The sequence below is a fragment of the Amycolatopsis sp. NPDC104863 genome (assembly GCF_055582965.1).
Genome location: NZ_JBVJOW010000006.1, coordinates 300,777 through 322,843 on the forward strand (window position 1 = coordinate 300,777; position 22,067 = coordinate 322,843).

3 protein-coding genes are annotated in these 22,067 nt (G+C 72.7%); all 3 read left to right on the plus strand.

Going from position 1 to position 22,067, the window contains the following annotated elements; translation table 11 throughout:
- Positions 1-164: 164 nt before the first annotated feature.
- The 3 genes from ACZ63J_RS32155 (at position 165) to ACZ63J_RS32165 (ending at position 22,045) form a co-directional block, all read left to right on the plus strand.
- Positions 165-3,176 carry an NACHT domain-containing protein gene (locus ACZ63J_RS32155; protein WP_465399571.1) on the plus strand — a complete coding sequence of 1,004 codons (3,012 nt, stop codon included), beginning with the start codon at positions 165-167 and terminating at the stop codon, positions 3,174-3,176.
- Positions 3,177-3,263: 87 nt separating this feature from the next.
- Positions 3,264-3,470: a hypothetical protein gene (locus ACZ63J_RS32160; RefSeq protein WP_465399572.1), complete on the plus strand. Its 207-nt coding sequence runs from the start codon at positions 3,264-3,266 to the stop codon at positions 3,468-3,470.
- Positions 3,471-4,444: 974 nt separating this feature from the next.
- Positions 4,445-22,045 (plus strand): non-ribosomal peptide synthetase, encoded by a 17,601-nt coding sequence (locus tag ACZ63J_RS32165; RefSeq protein ID WP_465399573.1) that lies wholly within the window; start codon positions 4,445-4,447, stop codon positions 22,043-22,045.
- Positions 22,046-22,067 lie beyond the last annotated feature (22 nt).

Sequence of the window (22,067 nt, forward strand, 5' to 3'; positions counted from 1 at the left end):
TCGCGACGGCAGCCGAAGCCCGCGCGATCGCGGTGGCCGTGCAGGACGCCGGCAGGTTACTCCTTGCACGAGTTCCCGTAACACCGAGGCGGCTGCGGGCGTATACCCGTACGCGACCGGTGTTTCCGCGGGTGGCGTGTACGGGTGTGAGGAGGAGATCACCGGTGCTCGACGACCTTCATGGCCTGCTGGCAGGGATCGAGGCTGCCGAGGGGCAGTTGGCGGGTGCGGCTTCCGCGCTGGCCTTCCTGGCCTTCCTGGTCGAGTTCGTCCGCGGGCGGGCACCGGCGCGGTCCTTTCGACCCCTGATCGGCTGGCTGGTCGTTCTGCTCGGTGTGCTCGCAGCGGCCTCGGCGGCGCACGCACTCATCGCCCGCCGTTCGCCGCCGTGGGCCGCCGGGAACTGGGTGCTGAGCAGCACGCTCCTCGCCGGGGCGCTGATGGTCGTCGCCGGGGCGCTGGCCGTGCTGCTCGCCCCCAGCGAACACCGGGCGCGGGCCTGGCGAATCGCCGCGGCGGTGGAGGCATCGGTCCGCCAGCCCGACTTCGCCAACCATGTGCCGCTCGCCTTCCAGCAGCGCACCGGTGCCGCGTGGCTCGCGGAAAACCGGGTCACGTTGTTGCGGCGGCTGGACGTCCGCAAGCTGCCCACCGCGTCGGTGACGGTGGTGGCGGGACCGGCCAACAGCGGCAAGAGCTTCGAAACCGGATACTCGGTGGTCGATGTATGCGCCCGCGCCCAGCAACGCAACCGGCCCCGGGACCTGGCCGTGCACGTCTCGGCTCATCGGCTGCCCGCGATCGACGGCCCCATCACGGTGGATACGGTCCGCGAGCACGTCCTGGCCAGTGTCGCCCAAGACGACACCGCTTTGCGCACGGTCGTGAAGGAGTACCTGGACTCCGGCGCCGGTCCGCGCTGGTTGTTCACGTTCGATCTCGGCACAGAGCTCTCGCGCGAGCAGGAAGAGCAGTACTTCGAGGCAGTGCGGAACTTCATGGCGCACCGCGATCACGACCGCGCGCTCGTCGTGGTGCGCAAAGAGTTCCCGGACGCCGGTACGGTGCTGACGCCGCGGCCACCCGACCTGCACGTGCTCAACAAGCTGTTGCAGCGCCAGGGCGTCAAGAGCCGGGTCAAGCCACCCCTCGCCGAGTGGAAGCTGGCGCCGGCGTTCGCCGACCCCGCGCTGATCGCCCAGTTCGGCCCGCAACTGGTCGACGCGGACCGGAAATCCGTGCGGGATATGGTCGAGTCGTTCGTCGCCGAGCAGCTCGGCCGCCGTACCGCGCTCGGCACGCCGGGCGGCTCGCCACGCGAACGCGCGGAGGAGATCGCCTACCGGATCCTCGTCGATGGTGGTGGCCTGGCTGGCCCGGTCAGCGACGTGGACGCCGCCCCGCTGCGGGCGGCCGGGCTCGTGCGCGTCGACCACGGTGCGTTCGTCTTTCGATACCCGATCGTCGGCGTCCACCTGGCCTCCGGGCACCTGACGCGGGCACATCAATCGGTACCGCTCGCCGCCCTGCTGCGCACTGAGACCACTCGAGCCGTGCTGATCACGGCGCTGCATTGCGGCGACGAGCCGTTCGTCCGGCACGTCGTCGGACAGATCGAAACTCTGATCGGCGAATGGGTCCAGCTCCCTGAAGACGGTCGAGCCGCGCCGGCGCTACCCCCGCTGGGCACGTTCAAGTGGCCGGAAGCGCTGAAACAGGCACTGACCGTGGGGGCAGAACTCGACCGGCTCGGAGTCGTGACCACATTCAGCGCCGGCCGCGTGGCCCTCATCGACCATGTCCTGTGGCTCGCGGTGCTGGGCGGCGGTCTGCGCGACCGCGAGGTCGCCCTCACCCTGCTGGTGCTCGCTTCGCCGGAACGCATTCTCGAGTTGTACCGGCAGACCGTGTCGCTGGGCTATGACAATCGTACGATCGCGACTATCGCCACCATGGTGCGGCTCGACCCGGCCCCTACGCTCAAAGAACGTTTGGTGTTGGTCAGTCGGGCGCTGGAAGCCTGGGAAAAGGGGATCCTGCCGCTGCAGAACGTGCCGGCCGACGGCCGCGGATTCCTGCGTCCTGTGCTCGACAAGGTCGTTTCGGCGGCCAGAGCCTACTATTTCGTCGTCGCGGCGCTTGTCCTGTTGTCGGTGGTCACTGCTCCCGATCTGTCGGCCGTCGCCTCTGGCGTCGGGATTGCCGCGATAGTCGGGGCCGCGGCGGCGCTGATGCGGAGGCGTGCCGTGGCCGTGCCCGCCCGCGCCCGCTGGGTGCCCCGGGGCTTGGTGCTGCTGGCGGTATGGGGGGCGCCCTTGTTTACCGCGGTCTCCGTACCAAAACTCGTTCTCGACGTCGCCCGGCTCGACCTCGGTCGTGTGCTGGGAGACGTCTTCTTCTTGCTGTTCTGGAGTTGGCCGCTGTTCACGGCAGCCACGATCTTGCGCGATCCCGGGGGCGTGCCGTCATGGTGGTTTCCGCACCGGATCGCGGCCGACCTCTTCCGTGAGCGCACTGAGTTGCGTGGGTACGCCGCGGCCGTTCTGGCTCGGCTGGAGCACCTCAGATCGCCGGGGCGCTGGGCGGCATTGGGCGTCATTGCCGCGGTGGGTGCGTGTCTGGCGATCGACCTGCCGCTGCCCGGCGACGTCGAGCAAGTCGTGGATGGGTCAGTGGGATTCGTGCTCGCGGTGGCCGCTGTATTCGTCGTCGTCCGGCGGCCCCGGCATGCCCGCCGGGGCGAAGTCGATGTCGTGCGGGCTCGGATCTTCGACCGCCCGATGACCGAGGAAGCGCTGCTCGCCGAGTTCTCCGAGCGGGCAGACCGCGGGTACGCCGAATTTTCCCAGCTCCTCGGCATGCTCGCCGCAGCGCGGCCGGGTGCCCTGGTGAAGTGCGTCCACGTCCTACAGGCGCTCGACGGGCTGCTGGAGTTCTTCGAGCGCACTTTGCCGAAGCCCGATGCCGGCTCGACCGCCCGCATCAAACGGGACCTGTGGCGGTACGCGCCCGAGGCCGGGCCCGCAGAGCTCCGGAAGTGGGCCGAAGAGACCGACCGTGCCCGGCCTGGGCTCCTGCTCAGGCTGGCGCAGTCGACCACCGACCGGATCCGCCTCGCGACGGCGATCGAGAAGTCGATGTCCGAGATCGTCTCCGAGGCCCCTCAACTGAAATAGAGAGTTTCGCCGCGAATTCGTGTGCCGTCGCAAGAACGGGTTGCCCGCCGTCGGCACCCGGCATTCCCCGGTCCGGGCCGGTGCGCGGTGACGTCCAGCACGACGGGCAGCGGCGACCAGGTCGACGGCGTCCGGCTCTTGCAAGGGGTAGCCGGCGATCACGTCGACGCCGGGGTCGGCGAGCGGGTGTACCCGGGTCACGGCCAGTGCGCCGACGGCGTCGACCGGTTCGTGCTCGTCGTTCCCCCGCCCGTCCGAGCCGAACGGGCCGATGTCGGGAGTGGCCTGGATTGACACGGTCGGTCTCGGGTGGGCAAGGCCACAACGCACGGCGGGTTGAGGCCGGGAGGCGCGGGTACACCGCCGGTGACACCTCACCGAGATCGGCTTGAGCGGTAGCGTGCCTGCGCCGTCTTCCTCCTCGGGCAAGATCGATGAACTGGAGCGATGTCGAGGACATCCGGCGTAGTCGATCGTCAATGCCGGTCATTTCGGACGCTCTTATGTCGAGAGCGGCCACCGGCGCGTCAAAAGATCACCGGATGTGGTCGGTGTGTCCGGGTTGATCAATGCGTCGCCGGTCATGCGGAGTTCTGTCGTCCGGTTGGCCATTTGTCGGGTTCCGTGGGTGATCACGAATCTGTTTTCGGCCACCGTCTTTGTGTGGTCATTCTCGTTACATGTCAATCGGGTGATCCCGAAACCTGGGAGACGGCGTTGCCGATGGCGTCGTCGAGTGCCCGATAGTCGCAGGTAGGAGGGTTTTCTGGGCGTCAAACCCGTCATTGGTGGTACAGATTCGGCAGAAGGGTGAACTGCTCGGAGCGCGGTGTTTCCCGCTGAGTGATGGCCTTTCGAGACTTTTTCCGAGGATTTGCTGTGATGCTCCGTTTGGCGGTACGAGCCCCATCTCGGCTGGGTAACGTGAATGGCGAATCCGGCTGTTGGGGGATCACGGACCGCCGGGTCGACCTACTTTCCGTCCGAAGATCCGAGGTCTTCGCGGAATTTCCGCGGCGACGCCTCGGTGTCGACAGTCAGGGGTGGCTGCCGGCTCGGGACGGGTTCCGAAGTTCGCTGCTGTGCTGCTGGTTCGAGAAAGGATCTTGTGCATGTCTTCGCGATCATCGGTGCCGCGTGGTGCGCCCTTTTGTTGATCGGTTCCGGCCGATACCACAGTGACGAAACCCCGGTAAACCCGTCTTTCGTACTTTCCGGCGGCCGGCTGGTCCGGCGCCGATCTCACCGTGCTCGAAAGGTTCTGGAAAATGCCGTTTTCTGACGTCCCGGTCGCCGTGACCGGGACGGCGTCCTCCAGCGTGCCGACGCCCGCGCACCTCGCCGAACTGTTCCAGGCGCAAGCCGTTCGCTGTCCTCTCGCGCCCGCTCTGACCGGCGCGGACGGGACGCTGACCTACGCACAGCTGAACGTTCGGGCGAACCGGCTGGCGCGCGTGCTCGTCGAGCACGGCTGCGGACCGGAAACGGTCGTCGCGCTCGCGCTGCCGCGGTCGGCCGACCTGGTCGTCGCGCAGCTGGCGGCGGCCAAGGCCGGCGCGGCGTTCCTGCCGATCGATCCGGACCACCCCGCCGAGCGGATCGCCTTCATGCTGGCCGACGCGCGGCCGGTGCTCGTCCTGACCCGCTCGGCCGCCGCACCCGAGGGTGTCGGAACCACGACCACGATCGCGCTCGACCGGCCCGGGCTGCTCGACGGCCGGCCCGGCCACGACCTCACGGACGCGGACCGGACGCGCCCGCTGCACGTCGGCCACCCCGCGTACCTGATCTACACCTCCGGCTCGACCGGCGTCCCCAAGGGCGTGCTCGTCACCCACCGCGGCCTGGCCGGGTTCTTCGCCGCGATGCGGGACCGCTACGACGTCCGCCCCGGCGACCGGGTCCTCGAGTTCTCCTCACCCAGTTTCGACGCCTCGATCCTGGAGCTGGGCATGGCGCTGCCTTCGGGCGCCGCGCTCGTCGTCCCGCCCGCCGGCCCGCTGCTGGGCGACCGGCTCGCCGGGGTCCTCGCCGAGCACCGGGTCACCCACGCCCTGATCCCGCCGGTCGCGCTGGCCACGCTGTCCGCCGCGCACGCCGCGGGCCTGCCGGACTTCCGCACCGTGGTCGTCGGCGGGGACGCCTGCCCGCCCGAACTGGTCCGGACCTGGGCGCCCGGCCGCCGGATGATCAACTCCTACGGTCCCACCGAGGCGACCGTCGTGGCCACCTGGAGCGACCCGCTCGCGCCCGGCGGGACCCCGCCCATCGGCAAGCCGCTGCCCGAGACCACGGTCCACGTGCTCGACGAGGCGCTGCGCCCGGCCACCACCGGCGAACTGCACCTCGCCGGCCCGAGCCTGGCCCGCGGCTACCTCGACCGGCCGGGCCTGACCGCGAGCCGGTTCGTCGCCGACCCCTTCGGCGCGCCGGGCAGCCGTATGTACCGCACCGGTGACGTCGTCCGCCGGACCGCCGGCGGCGAGCTGGAGTTCGTCGGGCGAACCGACCACCAGGTCAAGATCCGCGGCTTCCGCATCGAACCCGGCGAGATCGAAGCGCTGCTGCTGAGTCGCCCGGACGTCCGGGAAGCGGTCGTCGTCGCCCGTGAGGACCAGCCCGGCGTCAAGCGCCTGGTCGCCTACGTCGCGGGAGACGCCGAGCCGGCCGCCCTGCGCGCGGCCGTGGCCGACAAGCTGCCGCCGTACCTGGTGCCCGCCGCCTTCGTCCCGGTCGACCGGATGCCGCTGACCACGCACGGCAAGCTCGACCGCGACGCGCTCCCGGAGCCCGACTGGGCCGCGCAGGTGCGCGCGACCCACACCCCGCCGAGAACCGCGACCGAGCGGATCCTGGCCGGCATCTGGGCCGACCTGCTCGGGGTACCCGAAGTCGGCGTCGAGGCGGACTTCTTCGAACTCGGCGGTGACTCGATCCTCGGCGCCCGGGTGCTGGCCCGGATCCGCGCCCGCTTCGGCGCGGACCTGTCGCCGCGGGTGGTGTTCGACGCCCGGACCATCACGAAGCTCGCCGCGCTGCTGCCCGAGGGCGACCGCCCGGTGAGCGGCCGGATCGAGCGCGTCGCCCACGAAGACGTCGTGCCGATCTCACCGGTCCAGCGCCGGCTGTGGATGCTCGACGAGCAGAACCCGGGTAGCACCGAGTACAACGCCGGCGTCGGGCTCACGCTGTCCGGCCCGCTCGACCGCGAAGCCTTGCGTACCGCACTGGACAGCCTGGTCGCGCGGCACGAGGCCCTCCGGACGACGTTCCGCACCGTCGACGGGCAGGGCGTCCAGGTGGTCGCCGGAACCGGGACGATCCCGATGCGCGAGACCGAAGCCGGCGACGACCTGGACGCGCTGCTCGCGGCCGAGCTGGACCGCCCCTTCGACCTGGCCGCCGGGCCGCTCACCCGCGCCACACTGATCCGTCTCGGCCCGGACGAGCACCTCCTGCTCCTGTGCCAGCACCACATCGTCACCGACGGCTGGTCGGTCGGCCTGCTCGTCGACGAGCTCGCCGCGCTGTACGCGGGGGAAGAGCTCTTGCCGGCTCCGATCGGGTACCGCGACTACTCCCGCTGGCACCACGAGCGCCTGGCCGGCCCGCTGCGCGAGCGTCAGCTGACGTACTGGCGCGAGCAGCTGGCCGGGCTGGAGCCCCTGGAGCTGCCCACCGACCGCCCGCGCCCGCCCGTCCGCGAAACGCGCGGCGCCATCCGCCGCTACGCGCTGCCGGACGAGCTCGCCCGCGGCCTGGCCGCTCTCGGCCAGGACACCGGCACCACCCTGTTCACGACCCTGACCGCGGTGGTCCAGCTGCTGCTGGCCCGCTACACCGGGCAGGACGACATCGCCGTCGGCACCGCCGTGTCCGGGCGCGACCACGACCAGCTGGAGCGCCTGGCCGGGTTCTTCGTCAACACGCTCGTCCTGCGCTCCGCGGTCGACCCGGCTCAGCCCTTCGACGCGTTCCTCGGCCAGGTCAAGGAAACGGCGCTGGCGGCGTTCGCCGCCGGCGAGGTGCCCTTCGACCAGGTCGTCGACGACCTGCGGCCGGCCCGTGACCCGGGCCGCACGCCGCTGGCGCAGGTCCTGCTCGTACTCCAGCAGGACCTCGTCCGGCCCCGGGAGGCGGGCGCCCTGCGCCTGGGCGAGCACGACCTGCCCCGCCCCCGGGCCCGGTTCGACCTCGTGCTGGAGTTCCAGCCGCACGGCCGCGGCGTCGCGATCGAGTACAACACCGCCCTGTTCGACGCGGCCACGATCGACCGGTTCGCCGGGCACCTGAAGGTGCTGGCCGAAGCCGTCGTCGCCGACCCGCACCGGCCGCCGGCCGAACTGTCCATGATGGACAGTGTCGAGCTGGGTCGGCTGCACGAGCTTTCGCGCGGCCCGGCCGTCGAGGTCCCCGCGCCCACCCTGCCCCGGTTGTTCGAGGACCAGGTGGCCCGCACCCCGGACGCGGTCGCCGTCGTCTGTGGCGGCCGCCGGCTGACCTACCGGGAGCTCGACGACCAAGCCAACCAGCTGGCGCGGGTGCTGCGCGAGCACGGCGCCGGACCCGAGCGGCTCGTCGCCGTCTCGCTGCCGCGCACGGAACGGCTGCTGGTGGCGCTGCTCGGCGTTCTCAAGTCCGGCGCGGCGTACCTGCCGGTCGACCCGGCCTACCCGGCCGACCGGATCGCGCTCATCCTCGACGACGCGGCCCCGGTCCTGATGCTCACCGCGGACGGCGAAGGAGCCTCGGTGGCCTTCGACGACCCCGGCCTGCTCGCCGGCCGGTCGGCGGCGCCGGTCGCCGGCGGGCCCGACCCGGCCAACCCCGCCTACGTGATCCACACGTCCGGCTCGACCGGCCGTCCCAAGGGTGTCGTGATCGCCCACCGCAGCGCGGCGAACCTGATGGCCTGGGCGGCCGCCGACCTCGGTGACGTCCTGCGACCCGGATCGACCGTCGTCGCGTCGACGTCGCTCAACTTCGACGTTTCGGTGTTCGAGCTCTTCGCGCCGTTGATGGCGGGCGCCACCGTCGAGATCGTCCGGGACGTGCTGGCCCTCGGCGAGCAGGCGGACGCCGGCCGGGAAGTCGGCCTGGTGAGCGGTGTGCCGTCGGCGTTCGCGCAACTGCTGTCCCAGGGCGCGGTTTCCGTGTGGCCCTCGACGGTGGTCCTGGCCGGTGAGGCGCTGACCCTGCACGCGCTGCGCGACATCCGGAAAGCGCTGCCGGACAGCCGGATCGCGAACATCTACGGCCCGACCGAGTCCACTGTGTACGCCACGGCGTGGTACCACGACACCGACCGCACGCCGCCGATCGGCCGTCCGGTCGCCGGGATCCACGCCTACGTCCTCGACGCCGGGCTGCGGCCGGTGCCCGTCGGCGTCCCCGGCGAACTGCACCTCGGTGGCGCCGGCGTGGCCCGCGGGTACCTCGGCCGGCCGGGGCTGACCGCCGGCCGGTTCGTCGCCGACCCCTTCGCCACGCCCGGCGCCCGGATGTACCGGACCGGCGACGTCGTGCGCTGGACCGTGCGGGGCGAGCTGGAATACCTGGGCCGCGCCGACGACCAGGTCAAGATCCGCGGCTTCCGGATCGAGCCCGGCGAGGTGGAAGCCGCGCTGCGGCAGCACCCGGACGTCACCGAGGCCGTCGTGGTCGCGCGCAAGGACGGTGGTCACCAGCGCCTGGTCGCCTACGTGGTCCCGGCTGCGCCTGCCGACCTGCGCGAGTTCCTCGCCGGCTCGTTGCCCGCGCACCTGGTGCCCTCGGCGTTCGTGCCGCTCGACCGGCTGCCGCTCAACCCCAGCGGCAAGCTCGACCGGCGTGCCCTGCCCGCCCCCGACTGGGCGGGCGCCACCACCCGCGTGGCACCGCGGACCCCGGCCGAACGGGTGCTCGCCGAGATCTGGGCCGACGCCCTCGGGCTGCCCGAGGTCGGCGTCGAGGACAACTTCTTCGAGCTGGGCGGAGACTCGATCCTCAGCATTCGCCTGGTGTCCGAGGCCGCGAAAGCCGGCCTGAAGATCACCACCCGCGACGTCTTCCGGCACCAGACGATCGCCGCGCTCGCCGCGGCCGCCGGCACCGCGGCTCCGGCTGTGGCGCGGGAGGCAGCGACCGGTGCGGTGACGCCGACCCCGATCCAGCGCTGGTTCCTCGACGCCGACCCGGCCGACCCGGACCACTTCGCCCAGCAGCTCAGCGTCCGCCTGGCCGACGACGTCGACGAGACCCGGCTGCGCGCCGCGGTGAACACCGTCGCCGGCCACCACGACGCCCTGCGGCTGCGGTTCCGCCGCACCGAAACCGGCTGGACCGAGCACCACGCCGAGCCGGGCGACATCGACGTCTTCGGCGCGACGATCGACCTCGAACACGGCCCGCTGCTGAGTGCGGACCTGACCGGCACCACGCTGCACCTCGCCGTGCACCACCTGGTCGTGGACGGCGTGTCCTGGCGGATCCTCCTGGAGGACCTCGACCACGCTTATCACGGCCGCGAACTGAGCCCGCGGACCACGTCCTTCCAGGACTGGTCGGCCCGGCTCGCCGCGCACTCCTTCGCCGAGGACCTCGGTCACTGGCGTGCGGTCGACGGCACCCAGATCCCGCTCGACACCGACGACGACAACACCGTGGCCAGTACCCGGACCGTCACCACCAGGCTGGACGCCGAGCTGACCCGCGCGCTGCTGCAGGACGTCCCGGGTGTCTACCGGACGCAGGTCAACGACGTCCTGCTGACCGCGCTCGGCGGGGCCCTGCGCCGCTGGACCGGCGCCGACCGGGTCCTGCTCGACCTCGAAGGGCACGGCCGCGAGGAGCTGTTCGACGACGTCGACCTCTCCCGCACGGTCGGCTGGTTCACGTCCCTGTTCCCGGTCGCGCTCGACGTGCCCGGCGGCGACTGGGGCGAGGCCCTGAAGCGGACCAAGGAACAGCTGCGCGCGATCCCGGCACGCGGGCTGTCCTACGGCGTGCTGCGTTACCTGACCGGCACCGCTCCCGAGGTGACGCCGCGGCTCAGCTTCAACTACCTCGGCCGCTTCGAAGTGACCGGCGACCTCTACCACGGGCTCGAGCGGGACCTGGAACTCTCGCAGAGCCCCGGCGCGATCCGTGCGCACGCCGTCGACGTAGTCGCCCGCGTCACCGATGGCCGCCTGGAAATCACCTGGTTCTACTCAGACCGCCTGCACCGCGAGGCCACCATCTCCGCGGTCGCCGACGACCTCGTGCACGGCCTCGCCGACATCGCCGCGCACTGCACGGAGCCCGGCGCCGGCGGCCGCACGCCGTCGGACTTCCCGCTGGCGCGCCTCGACCAGGCAGGCGTGGACACGGTCGTCGGAGACGGCCGCGACGTCGAGGACGTCTACCCGCTCACCCCGGCGCAGACCGGGATGCTCTTCCACGGGCTCACCGGCGACGCCCGGTCCGCCTACCTTCAGCAGGTCACGTTCGTGATGACCGGCGTCGCCGACCCGGCCGCCCTCGCCCGCGCGTGGCGGCAGGTCGTGGACCGGACGCCGGTGCTGCGCAGCCGGGTCGTCTGGGACGGCGTCGACGTCCCCGTGCAGGTCGTCCACCGGCAGGTCACCCTGCCCGTCGACCACCGCGACTGGACCACCGATCCCGAAGACCTGGACGCCGTGCTGGCCGCCGACCGCGCGGCCGGGCTCGACCTGACCGCGGTACCGCTGACGCGGCTGTTCATCGCGCGGCTGTCGGCGACCGAAGTCCGGGTCGTCTGGACGTTCCACCACCTCCTGCTGGACGGCTGGAGCCTCTTCCAGGTGCTCTCCGACGTCTCCGCGGCACACGCCGGCCGGCCGCTGCCCACCCGGCGCCCGTTCCGCGACCACGTCCGCTGGCTGTCCGAACAGGACTCCTCCGCCGCGGAAACATATTGGCGCGAACTGCTTTCCGGACGCCCGGAGCCGGTCCGGCTGCGGACCGACCGCACTCCCGAGCGGCACACCGTCGAGTCGACGGCCTCGCTGCGCGTCGACGTGCCGGCCGGGCCCCTGCGGGCCGCCGCGCAGCGCCACGGCCTGACCCTGAACACCCTCGTCCAGGGCGCCTGGGCCGTGCTGCTGGCCCGCCACGGCGGACGGCCCGAGGTCTGCTTCGGCACCACGGTCGCCGGGCGGCCCGCCGAACTGGCCGGGGTCGACGAGATCACCGGCATGTTCATCACGACCCTGCCGCTGGTCACCGACGTCGACGACCGGGCCACCGCCCGCGACTGGCTGCGGGACCTGCAAGCCGCGCAGGCCGACGCCCGGCGGTTCGAGTACGCGCCGCCGGTGACCCCGTTCGACACGCTGCTCGTCTTCGAGAACTACCCGGTCACCGACGGGCTCGGGCTGCGCGAGCTGCGAGGCGTCGAGACCACCAACTACCCGCTCAGCGTCGTCGCCTACCCCGGTGAGGACCGCCTGGACCTGGCCTTCGGCTACGACCCGGCGCTGTTCGACGCCGAGACGGTCGCCGGGTTCGCCGGGCACCTGAGCACGCTGCTCACCGAGCTCGGGGCCGGACTGGACCGGCCCGTCGCCGACCTGCGGATGCTCACCGGCGCCGAGCGGCACGACGTCCTGGTCCGCTGGAACGACACCGCGCAGGAACTCCCGGCCGCGACCGTGCCGGAGCTGTTCGCCCAGCAGGTCCGGCGCACCCCCGACGCGGTCGCCGTCACCGGCGAGAAAACCCTGACCTACGCGGAACTCGACGTCCGTGCCAACCGGCTGGCCCACCGCTTGATCGCGCTCGGCACCCGCCCGGACGAGCTGGTCGCGCTGCTGCTGCGCCGGTCGGCGGACGTCGTCGTCGCCGAACTCGCGGTGCTCAAGGCCGGTGGCGCCTACCTGCCGCTGGACGCCCGGGCGCCGCGGGAGCGGCTGACGACGCTGCTCGACGGCGTGCGCGTGCTGGTGACCGACGATGCGGACCAAAGCGTCCACAGTGGATCGACGGTGCTGGTCGGCGAGCCCGTCGACGAGCCGGCGAGCACGCCGGATGTGGCGCTGAGCGCGGAAAACCTGGCGTACGTGATGTACACGTCGGGGTCGACGGGGACGCCGAAGGGCGTGGCGGTGACCCACCGCGACATCATCGGGCTGGCACTGGACCGCTGTTTCGCCCGACCCGCGCACCGGTCCGTGCTGATGCACTCCCCGCAGGCGTTCGACGCGTCGACGTACGAGGTGTGGGTGCCGCTGCTCAGCGGCGGTCGCGTGGTCGTCGCGCCGCAGGGCGACCTCGATGCCCGGGTGCTGCGTCGTGTGGTCACCGCGCACGGGGTGCGCGCGCTGTTCCTGACGGCGGGGTTGTTCCGGGTGCTGGCTCAGGAGGATCCCGGCTGCCTGCAGGGGGTCCGCGAGGTGTGGACCGGCGGCGACGTGGTTCCCCCCGCCGCGGTGCGCCAGGTGCTGGCGGCGTGTCCCGGGCTGGCCGTGGTGGACGTCTACGGGCCGACCGAGACGACGACTTTCGCCAGCCACCTCGTCCTGCCGCCGGGCGAGCCGGTGCCCGACGTGCTCCCGATCGGCCGGCCGCAGGACAACATGGCGGCCTACGTGCTCGACGCCGGGCTGCGGCCGGTCCCGCCGGGCGTCATCGGCGAGCTGTACCTCGCCGGCACGGGACTGGCCCGCGGCTACCTCGGGCAGCCCGCTCTCACCGCCGAACGGTTCCTCGCCGACCCCTTCGGCGCGCCGGGCGCCCGGATGTACCGCACCGGCGACTTCGTCCGCTGGACCCGCGACGGGGTCCTGGAATTCGCCGGCCGGGCCGACGACCAGGTCAAGATCCGCGGCTTCCGCATCGAGCTGGGGGAGATCGAGACCGCGCTCACCGCACACCCGGACGTCACCGAGGCCGTTGTCGTCGCCGCGGAGAACGCCGGGACCAAGCGGCTCGTCGCCTACGTCGTCGCGACCGGGACGCCGGACCTGCGCGAGTTCCTGCTCCGATCGCTGCCGGACTACCTCGTCCCCGCGACCTACGTTCCGCTGGAAGCGCTGCCGCTCAACGACAACGGCAAGGTCGACCGGCGGGCGCTGCCCACGCCGGACCGGGCGCCGGAGCGGGCGTACCGCGAGCCCGGCACCGACGCCGAGCGGCTGCTGGCCGGCGTCTGGGCCGAAGTCCTGCGGGTGGACCGGGTCGGCGCCGACGACAACTTCTTCGAACTCGGCGGCGACTCCATCCTGAGCATCCAGGTCGTCTCCCGGGCCCGCCGGGCCGGGCTGGACCTCATGCCGGGCCAGGTGTTCGACCACCCGACCGTCGCCGCGCTCGCGCTCGCCGCGAACACCACCCCCGCTGCGGCCACGGCCGACGAGGGACCGGTGACCGGCGACGCGCCGCTGACGCCCGTCCAGCACTGGTACCTCGACCCGGAGCCGGTGCACCCCGAGCAGTTCGTCCAGTCGGTCTCGATCGACCTGCCTTCACCCGATCGGGCGGCGCTGAGCCGTGCACTGCGGGAACTGCAGGTGCACCACGACGCGTTGCGGCTGCGGTTCACCGACGGCGGCCAGCACCACGCGCCCGACGCCCAGGACGTTCTCGGCGCCACCATCGACCTCGAGCGCGGACCGCTGCTGCGCGCCGACCTCGACGGCACCACGCTGACGCTCTCCGCTCACCACCTGGTGGTCGACGGCGTCTCGTGGCGGATCCTCCTGGAAGACCTGGAAACCCTCCTCGCCGGCGGCGAACTCCCCGCCCGCACGACGTCCTTCCGCGACTGGGCCCGCACCCTGGCCGAGCACGCCGCCACGGGCGGCTTCGACGACGAACTCGCCCACTGGGCCGCCACGGACGCCGACCCGGCGCTCCCGGTCGACGCGACCGGCGCCAACACCTACGGCTCGGCCCGGTCGGTGACCGTCCGGCTGCCCGCCGAGGCGACCCGCGCGGTGCTGCACGACGTCCCGGGCGCCTACCGGACGCAGGTCAACGACGTCCTGCTGACCGCGCTCGGCCGGGTCCTCGCGGACTGGACGGGCCGCGACCGCGTCCTGGTCGACCTCGAAGGGCACGGGCGGGAAGACCTGTTCCCCGGGATCGACCTTTCCCGCACCGTCGGCTGGTTCACCTCGATCTTCCCGGTCGCGCTCGACGTGCCCGGCGGCGACTGGGGCGACGCGCTGAAGCAGACCAAGGAACAGCTGCGCGCGGTGCCCCGCCGGGGCGTCGGTTACGGCGCCCTCCGCTTCCTCGCCGGCACCGCCCCGCACGTCGAACCCGGGATCAGTTTCAACTACCTGGGCCGGTTCGACCACAGCGGCGGCCTCGACGGCGCGGCCCACCCCGACCAGGCTCGCGGGCACCTGCTCGACGTCGTCGGCGCGGTCGTCGGCGACCGGCTCGAACTGACCTGGCACTACTCGGACCAGGTGCACACCGAAGACACCGTCCGCCGGCTCGCCGACGCGCTGCTGACCGCCCTCACCGGGATCGTCGGGCACTGCGCCCGCCCGGACGCCGGCGGCCGCACGCCGTCGGACTTCCCGCTGGCCCGGCTCGACCAGGCCGCCGTGGACCGCCTCGCCGGGACCGGCGCCGGAGTCGAGGACATCTACCCGCTCACCCCGATGCAGTCGGGCATGGTGTTCCACAGCCTCGTCGACGGCGCGACCGGCACCTACCTCAACCAGGTGCGGCTGCGGCTGACCGGCGTCACCGACCCCGAGCGCCTGGCCCAGGCTTGGCAGGACGTCGTCGCGGCCACACCGGTGCTGCGCAGCCGCGTCGTCTGGGACGGCCTCGACGAACCCGTCCAGGTTGTCGAGCGGTCCGCGCCGGTGCCGGTCACGCACCTGGACTGGACCGGGCACGACGACCGCGAACGGTTCCTCGAAGAAGACCGGGAGCTGGGCTTCGACCTCGCCACCGCGCCGCTGATGCGGCTGGCGTTCGCCCGGCTTCCCGGCGGTGACGTCCTCATGCTGTGGACGTTCCACCACGTGCTGCTCGACGGCTGGAGCGCTGCCCAGGTGTTCGGCGAGGTCTGCGCCCGCTACGCCGGCGCCGCCACGCCGGCGCCCCGGCCGCCGTTCCGCGACTACCTGCGCTGGCTCGGCGTGCAGGACACCGAGGCCGCCGAACGACACTGGCACGACGAGCTGGCCGGGGTGCGCACGCCGACCCCGCTGCCGTACGACCGGCGGCCGCAGGAGGTGCACCGCACCCGGTCCACCGCGTCCCACCACGTGTCGGCGCCGGCCGAAGGGCTGCGGGAGCTGGCCCGGCGCGCCGGGTTGACCCTCAACACCATCGTGCAGGGCGCGTGGGGCCTCGTGCTGTCCCGGCACAGCGGCGAAACCGACGTCGTGTTCGGCACCACCGTCTCCGGCCGCCCGGCCGACCTGCCTGGTGTCGAGGCGATGGTCGGGTTGTTCATCAACACGCTGCCCAGCCGCGTCACCGTCCCGGACGGACAGACTGTGGCCGGGTGGCTGCGCGACCTGCAGGCGGCGCAGGCCAGGGCCCGGCAGTACGACTTCGTGTCCCTGGCCCGGATGGGCGCCGGGCTGTTCGACAGCATCCTCGTCTTCGAGAACTATCCCTTCGACGCCGACGAGATCGCCGCGCACGGGATCGGCTTGCACGAGGACGGCGAGCTGCAGCCGACGAACTACCCGCTGAGCGTGGTCGTCACGCCGGGGGAGCGGCTGGCCGTGTCGTTCGACCACGACCCCGAGCTGTTCGACGGGAGCACGATCGAGCGGCTGGCCGGGCACCTGCTGCTCGTCCTGGACCGCATCGCCGCCGCGCCCGACCGGCCGGTCGGCGAGCTGGACCTGCTGACCGAGCACGACCGCGACCGCGTGCTGCGGACGTTCAACACCACAGCGCACCCGGTCGCCCCGGCCACGGTGGTGAGCCGGTTCGCCGACCAGGTGCGGCGGACGCCGGACGCTCCGGCCCTCGGGCAGCTGTCCTACGCCGAGCTGGACGCCCGCGCGAACCGGCTGGCCCACCGCCTGATTTCGCTGGGCGTCGGCGTCGAAGACCGGATCGGGCTGCTCCTGGAGCGCTCGGCCGACCTGGTCGTCGCCGAACTGGCCGTGCTCAAGGCCGGGGCGGCGTACGTGCCGGTCGACCTGCGCGCCCCCGCCGCCCGGATGCGGCTCGTGCTGGCCGAAGCGGACGTCTCGGTCGTCGTCACCGATGGGTCCCATGAGGACGTCCACAATGGACCGACGGTGTTGGTCGGCGAGACTCTCGACAGTCCGGACCATGCGCCGGATGTCCTGGTGCGACCGGAAAACCTGGCGTACGTGATGTACACGTCCGGCTCGACGGGAACGCCGAAGGGTGTCGCGGTGACCCACCACGACGTCGTCGGCTTGGCGTCGGATCGCTCCTTCGCGGGCGAGGCGCACCGGAGCGTGCTGCTGCATTCGCCGCAGGCGTTCGACGCCTCGACGTACGAGGTGTGGGTGCCGCTGCTGAACGGCGGCCGGGTCGTCGTCGCGCCGCCGGGAGACGTCGACGCCGACGTCCTGCGCGGGCTCGTCGCCGAGCAGCACGTGAGCGCGCTGTGGCTGACCGCGGGCCTGTTCCGCCTGCTGGCGCAGGAAGACCCGGCGTGCCTGCGCGGGGTCCGGGAGGTGTGGACCGGCGGTGACGTCGTCCCCGCGTCCGCCGTCCGCCAGGTGCGCGACGCGTGCCCGGGCCTGACCGTCGTCGACGGCTACGGCCCGACCGAGACCACGACCTTCGCCAGCCGCTGCGTCCTGCCGCCGGAGGAGCCGGTGCCCGACGTGGTGCCGATCGGCGGTCCGCTCGACAACATGGCCGCTTACGTCCTCGACGCCGGGCTGCGGCCGGTCCCGCCGGGCGTGGCGGGGGAGCTGTTCGTCGCCGGCACCGGCGTCGCGCGTGGCTACCTCGGCCAGCCCGGGCTCACCGCGGAACGGTTCGTCGCCAGCCCGTTCGGCGCGCCCGGCGAGCGGATGTACCGCACCGGCGACGTCGTCCGCTGGTCGGTGAGCGGGGTGCTGGAGTTCGTCGGCCGAGCCGACGACCAGGTCAAGATCCGCGGGTTCCGCATCGAGCCGGCCGAGATCGAGAACGCCCTGGCCGCACACGAGTGCGTCGCCGAAGCCGTCGTCGTCACCCGTGACAAGCGGCTCGTCGCCTACCTGGTCGGCACCGCCACGACGACCGACCTGCGCGCATGGCTGCAGCGGGACCTGCCCGACTACATGGTGCCCGCCGCTTTCGTCACGCTCGACGCGCTTCCGTTGAGCCGCAACGGGAAGGTCGACCGGCAGGCGCTGCCGGAACCGGCCGCGGAACCGGCGGCCGGCTACCTGCCGCCCCGCACCGAGACCGAGCGGATCCTCGCCGAGGTGTGGGCCGGCGTGCTCGGCGTGCCCGCGGTCGGGATCGAGGACAACTTCTTCGAGCTGGGCGGCGACTCGATCCTGAGCATCCAGGTCGTCTCCCGGGCCCGGCGCCACGGCCTCGCGCTCACCCCGCGGGACCTGTTCGCCCACCAGACCGTCGCGGCGCTGGCCGTCACCGCCGGGACGGCCGCGGTGACCGTGGCCGAGCAGGGCCCGGTCAGCGGCCCCGCCGCCCTGACCCCGATCCAGCACTGGTTCTTCAGCGGGGACTTCGGCGCCGCCGCGGACTTCACGCAGTCCGTCCGGGTCGAGCGGGCCGAACCCTTCGACGTCGACCGGCTTCGTGCGGCGCTGGCCGCGCTGGCCGGGCACCACGACGCGCTGCGGATGCGGTTCACCGGCGAGGGCCAGGTCAACGCCCCGGCCGAACCGGCCGAGATCCTCGGTGCCGCCATCGACGTCGCCACCGGGCCACTGCTGTCCGCCGAACTGCTCGAACCGGCCGTCCTGCGGCTCACCGTCGACCACCTGGTCGTCGACGGCGTCTCGTGGCGCATCCTGCTGGAGGACCTGGAAGCCGCTTACGAGCGGCGCCCGCTGCCGCCGAAGACGACGTCGTTCCGCGACTGGGCCAACCGGCTCGCCGACCGAGCGTCCGCCGGCGGGTTCGACGACGAACTGCCCTACTGGCGCACAGCTCTCGCGGTCGACCCTGCCCTGCCCGTCGACGGCCGGACAACGGACGGCGCCACCGAGACGATCACCGCACGCTTGGACGCCGAGCTGACCCGAGCCCTGCTGCAGGACGTCCCGGGCACCTACCGGACGCAGGTCAACGACGTGCTGCTGGCCGCGCTCGGCCGGGTCCTGGCCCGCTGGACCGGACGCGACCGCGTGCTGGTCGACCTGGAGGGCCACGGCCGCGAGGACCTGTTCGACGACGTCGACCTGTCCCGCACGGTCGGCTGGTTCACCTCGATGTACCCGGTCGCGCTGCGGATCGACGACGACTGGGCAGCCCTGCTCAAGTCGGTGAAGGAACAACTGCGCGCGGTACCCCGCCGGGGCGTGGGCTACGGCGCGCTGCGGTACCTGACCGGGACCGCGCCCGCGGTCGACGCCGAGATCGGCTTCAACTACCTGGGCCGGTTCGAAGGCGCGGCCGGCAGCCTGGACTCCGCGATCGGCGAAGGCGCGGGCCGGGCGCACCTGCTCGACGTCGTCGGGCGCGTGGAGGCCGACTCCCTGGAGCTGACCTGGTACTACTCGCCCGGGGTGCACACCGCCGAGACGGTCGAGCGGCTCGCCGCCGACCTGGTGGCCGCGCTCGGCGAAGTCGTCGCGCACTGCGCCGAGCCCGGGGCCGGCGGCCGGACGCCGTCCGACTTCCCCCTGGCCGGACTGGACCAGCGGCAGGTCGACCGGATCGCCGGCGACGGCCAGGCCGTGGCCGACCTCCACCCGCTGACCCCGATGCAGGCCGGCATGGTCTTCCACGGGCTTTCCCAGCAGGCGCAAGGGGTCTACTTCGAACAGGTCACCGCCGTCCTCGACGGGGTCACCGACCCGCACGCGCTCGCCGGGGCCTGGCAGCACGTCGTCGACCGGACGCCGGTCCTGCGCGGCAGCGTGGTCTGGGAGGACGTCGCCGACCCGCTGCTGGTGGTGCACCGCGACGTGCGCCTGCCGGTCACCGAACTCGACTGGCGGGACCTCGATGCCGCCGAAGCCCTGCGCGACCTGCTCGCCCGCGACCGTGCGATGCCGTTCGACCTGGCGGCTGCGCCGTTGCTGCGGGTCACGCTGGCCCGGCTGCCCGGCGACGCCGTCCAGCTCCTCTGGACGTTCCACCACGTGCTGCTGGACGGCTGGAGCGTCTTCCAGGTGCTGTCGGACGTCTTGGTCGCCTACGCCGCCCTGCGCGACGGCGTCGCGCCGGTCCTGCCGAACCGGCGGCCGTTCGGCGACTACGTGACCTGGCTCGGCGCGCAGGGCCAAGCCGGTGCGGAGGAGTACTGGCGCCGCGAACTCGACGACGTCACCGAGCCGACGCCGTTGCCCTGCGACCGGACGCCGGCCGCCGCCCACGAGGCGAGCTCGTCGGTGTGGGTCGGCCGGGACCTCGACGAGGACCGGACCGCCCGGCTCGCGGCGTTCGCCCGGCGAGAGCGCCTGACGGTCAATGCGATCGTGCAGGGCGCGTGGGCGCTGCTGCTGTCCCGCCACAGCGGCGAGGACGACGTCTGCTTCGGCGCGACCGTGTCCGGCCGCCCGGCCGGGCTGGCCGGGGTCGACGACATCACCGGCATCTTCATCAACACCCTGCCGGTGCGGGTCACGGTGGACCCGGCCGCGCCGGTCGCCGCCTGGCTGCGTGATCTGCAGGCCGCACAAGCGGAATCGCGCCGCTTCGAGCACGTCCCGCTGACCGCGGTTCAGGGCTGGAGCGGTGTCGACGGGGGCCAGAACCTGTTCGACAGCATCGTGGTGTTCGAGAACTACCCGGTCACCGCCGACAACGTCGCCGGGCACGGCGTGCGCCTGCGCGACCTCGACGCGAGGGAGACGACCAGTTATCCGCTCAGCGTCGTGGCCTCGCCGGGCCCGCGCCTGTCGCTCGGACTGGGTTACGACCCGGCGTTGTTCGACCCGGCGACTGTCGAGCGGCTGGCCGGACAGCTCGAGCACGTGCTCGGCGTGCTCGCCGACGAGCCGGACCGTCTACTGGGGACATTCGACGTCCTGACCGCGGCCGAACGCGACGAGATCCTGCTGGCGTTCAACGACACCCGCCACGACGTCGAGCCGATGACCCTGACCCAGCTCGTCGAGGCGCAGGTGGCCCGGACCCCGGACGCCGCCGCGGTGCTCGCCGAAACCAAGAGCCTGACCTTCGCCGAGCTGGACGCTCGCGCCAACCGGCTGGCCCGGACGCTGGCCGCGCGCGGCGCCGGGCCGGAGCGGATCGTCGCGCTCGCCCTGCCACGCTCGGTGGACATCGTCGTCGCGCAGCTGGCCGTGCTCAAGACCGGCGCCGCCTACCTGCCGATCGACCCGGACTACCCGGCCGAGCGCATCGCGTTCATGATCGAAGACGCGGCCCCGGTCGTCGTGCTGACCCCCGCCGAAATGGCCGTTCTTGACGACCCGGAGAGCTCGGCCGAGCCGTTCACCCGGGCTGTGCCGCTCACTGCGCCCGCCTACGTGATCTACACGTCCGGCTCGACCGGCACCCCGAAGGGCGTCGTGGTCACCCACGCCGGGCTGGCGAGCTTCTCCGGCGCCGAGATCGACCACTTCGACGTCCGGCCCGGCGACCGGGTGCTCCAGTTCTCCTCGCCCAGTTTCGACGCCTCCGTGCTGGAGCTGTGCATGGCCCTGCCCGCCGGGGCCGCGCTGGTCGTGCCCCCGCCCGGCCCGTTGCTCGGCGAACAGCTGGCCGGGGTGCTGCGCGACCGGGGCGTCACCCACGCGCTGATCCCGCCGGTGGCGATGGCGAGCGTGCCCGACGTGGCGCTGCCGGAGTTCCGGACGCTGGTGGTCGGCGGCGACGCCTGCACGGCCGACCTCGTCACCCGCTGGGCGCCGGGCCGCCGGATGGTCAACGCCTACGGCCCCACCGAGATCACCGTGGTCGCCACCTGGAGCGACCCGCTGGAGCCCGGCCGCACGCCGCCGATCGGCCGGCCGATCCGCAACACCCGCGTCCACGTCCTCGACGCCGCGCTGCGGCCGGTGCCGATCGGCGCGCCCGGGGAGCTGTACGTGTCCGGGTCCGGCGTCGCCCGCGGCTATCTGAACCGGCCGGGGCTGACCGCGTCGCGGTTCCTCGCCGACCCCTTCGGCGCGCCCGGCACCCGGATGTACCGCACCGGCGACCTGGTGCGGTGGCGGGCCGGGGGGACGCTGGAGTTCCTCGGCCGCGCCGACGACCAGGTCAAGATCCGCGGCTTCCGGATCGAGCCCGGGGAGATCGCGGCGGCCCTGCGGACCCACCCGGACGTCCGGGACGCCGCCGTCGTCGCGCTCGACCAGCGGCTGGTCGCCTACGTCGTCGCCGGTTCGGCGGCCGGGCTGCGGGAGCACCTCGCCGCGACCCTGCCGGCGCACCTGGTGCCCGCCGCCTTCGTCGCGCTCGACGCACTTCCGTTGACCGCCAACGGAAAGCTGGACCGGCGGGCGCTGCCCGCGCCCGCCGCGCCGGAAGCCGGCGCGGACTACGCGGCCCCGGAAACCGAAACCGAAGAGGTCCTCGCCGCGATCTGGGCCGAGGCGCTCGGCCTCGACCGCGTCGGCGTCGAGGACAACTTCTTCGCCCTCGGCGGGGATTCCGTGCGCAGCCTGCGGATCACGTCGATGACCAAGTCCGCCTTCGACGTCCAGCTCACCCCCAAGGACGTGCTCGCCGCCGGCACGGTGCTCGCGTTGGCCGAGCTCGTCGAAGAACGGGTCCTGCGGGACCTCGAACGGCTCGCCGCCGGCCAAGACCTCTGATCGAACCCGAGAAAGGAAACGA

Excerpts from the sequence above, each read along its gene's own strand:
- ACZ63J_RS32165 (WP_465399573.1), top strand. The coding sequence starts at position 4,445 with ATGCCGTTTTCTGACGTCCCGGTCGCCGTGACCGGGACGGCGTCCTCC.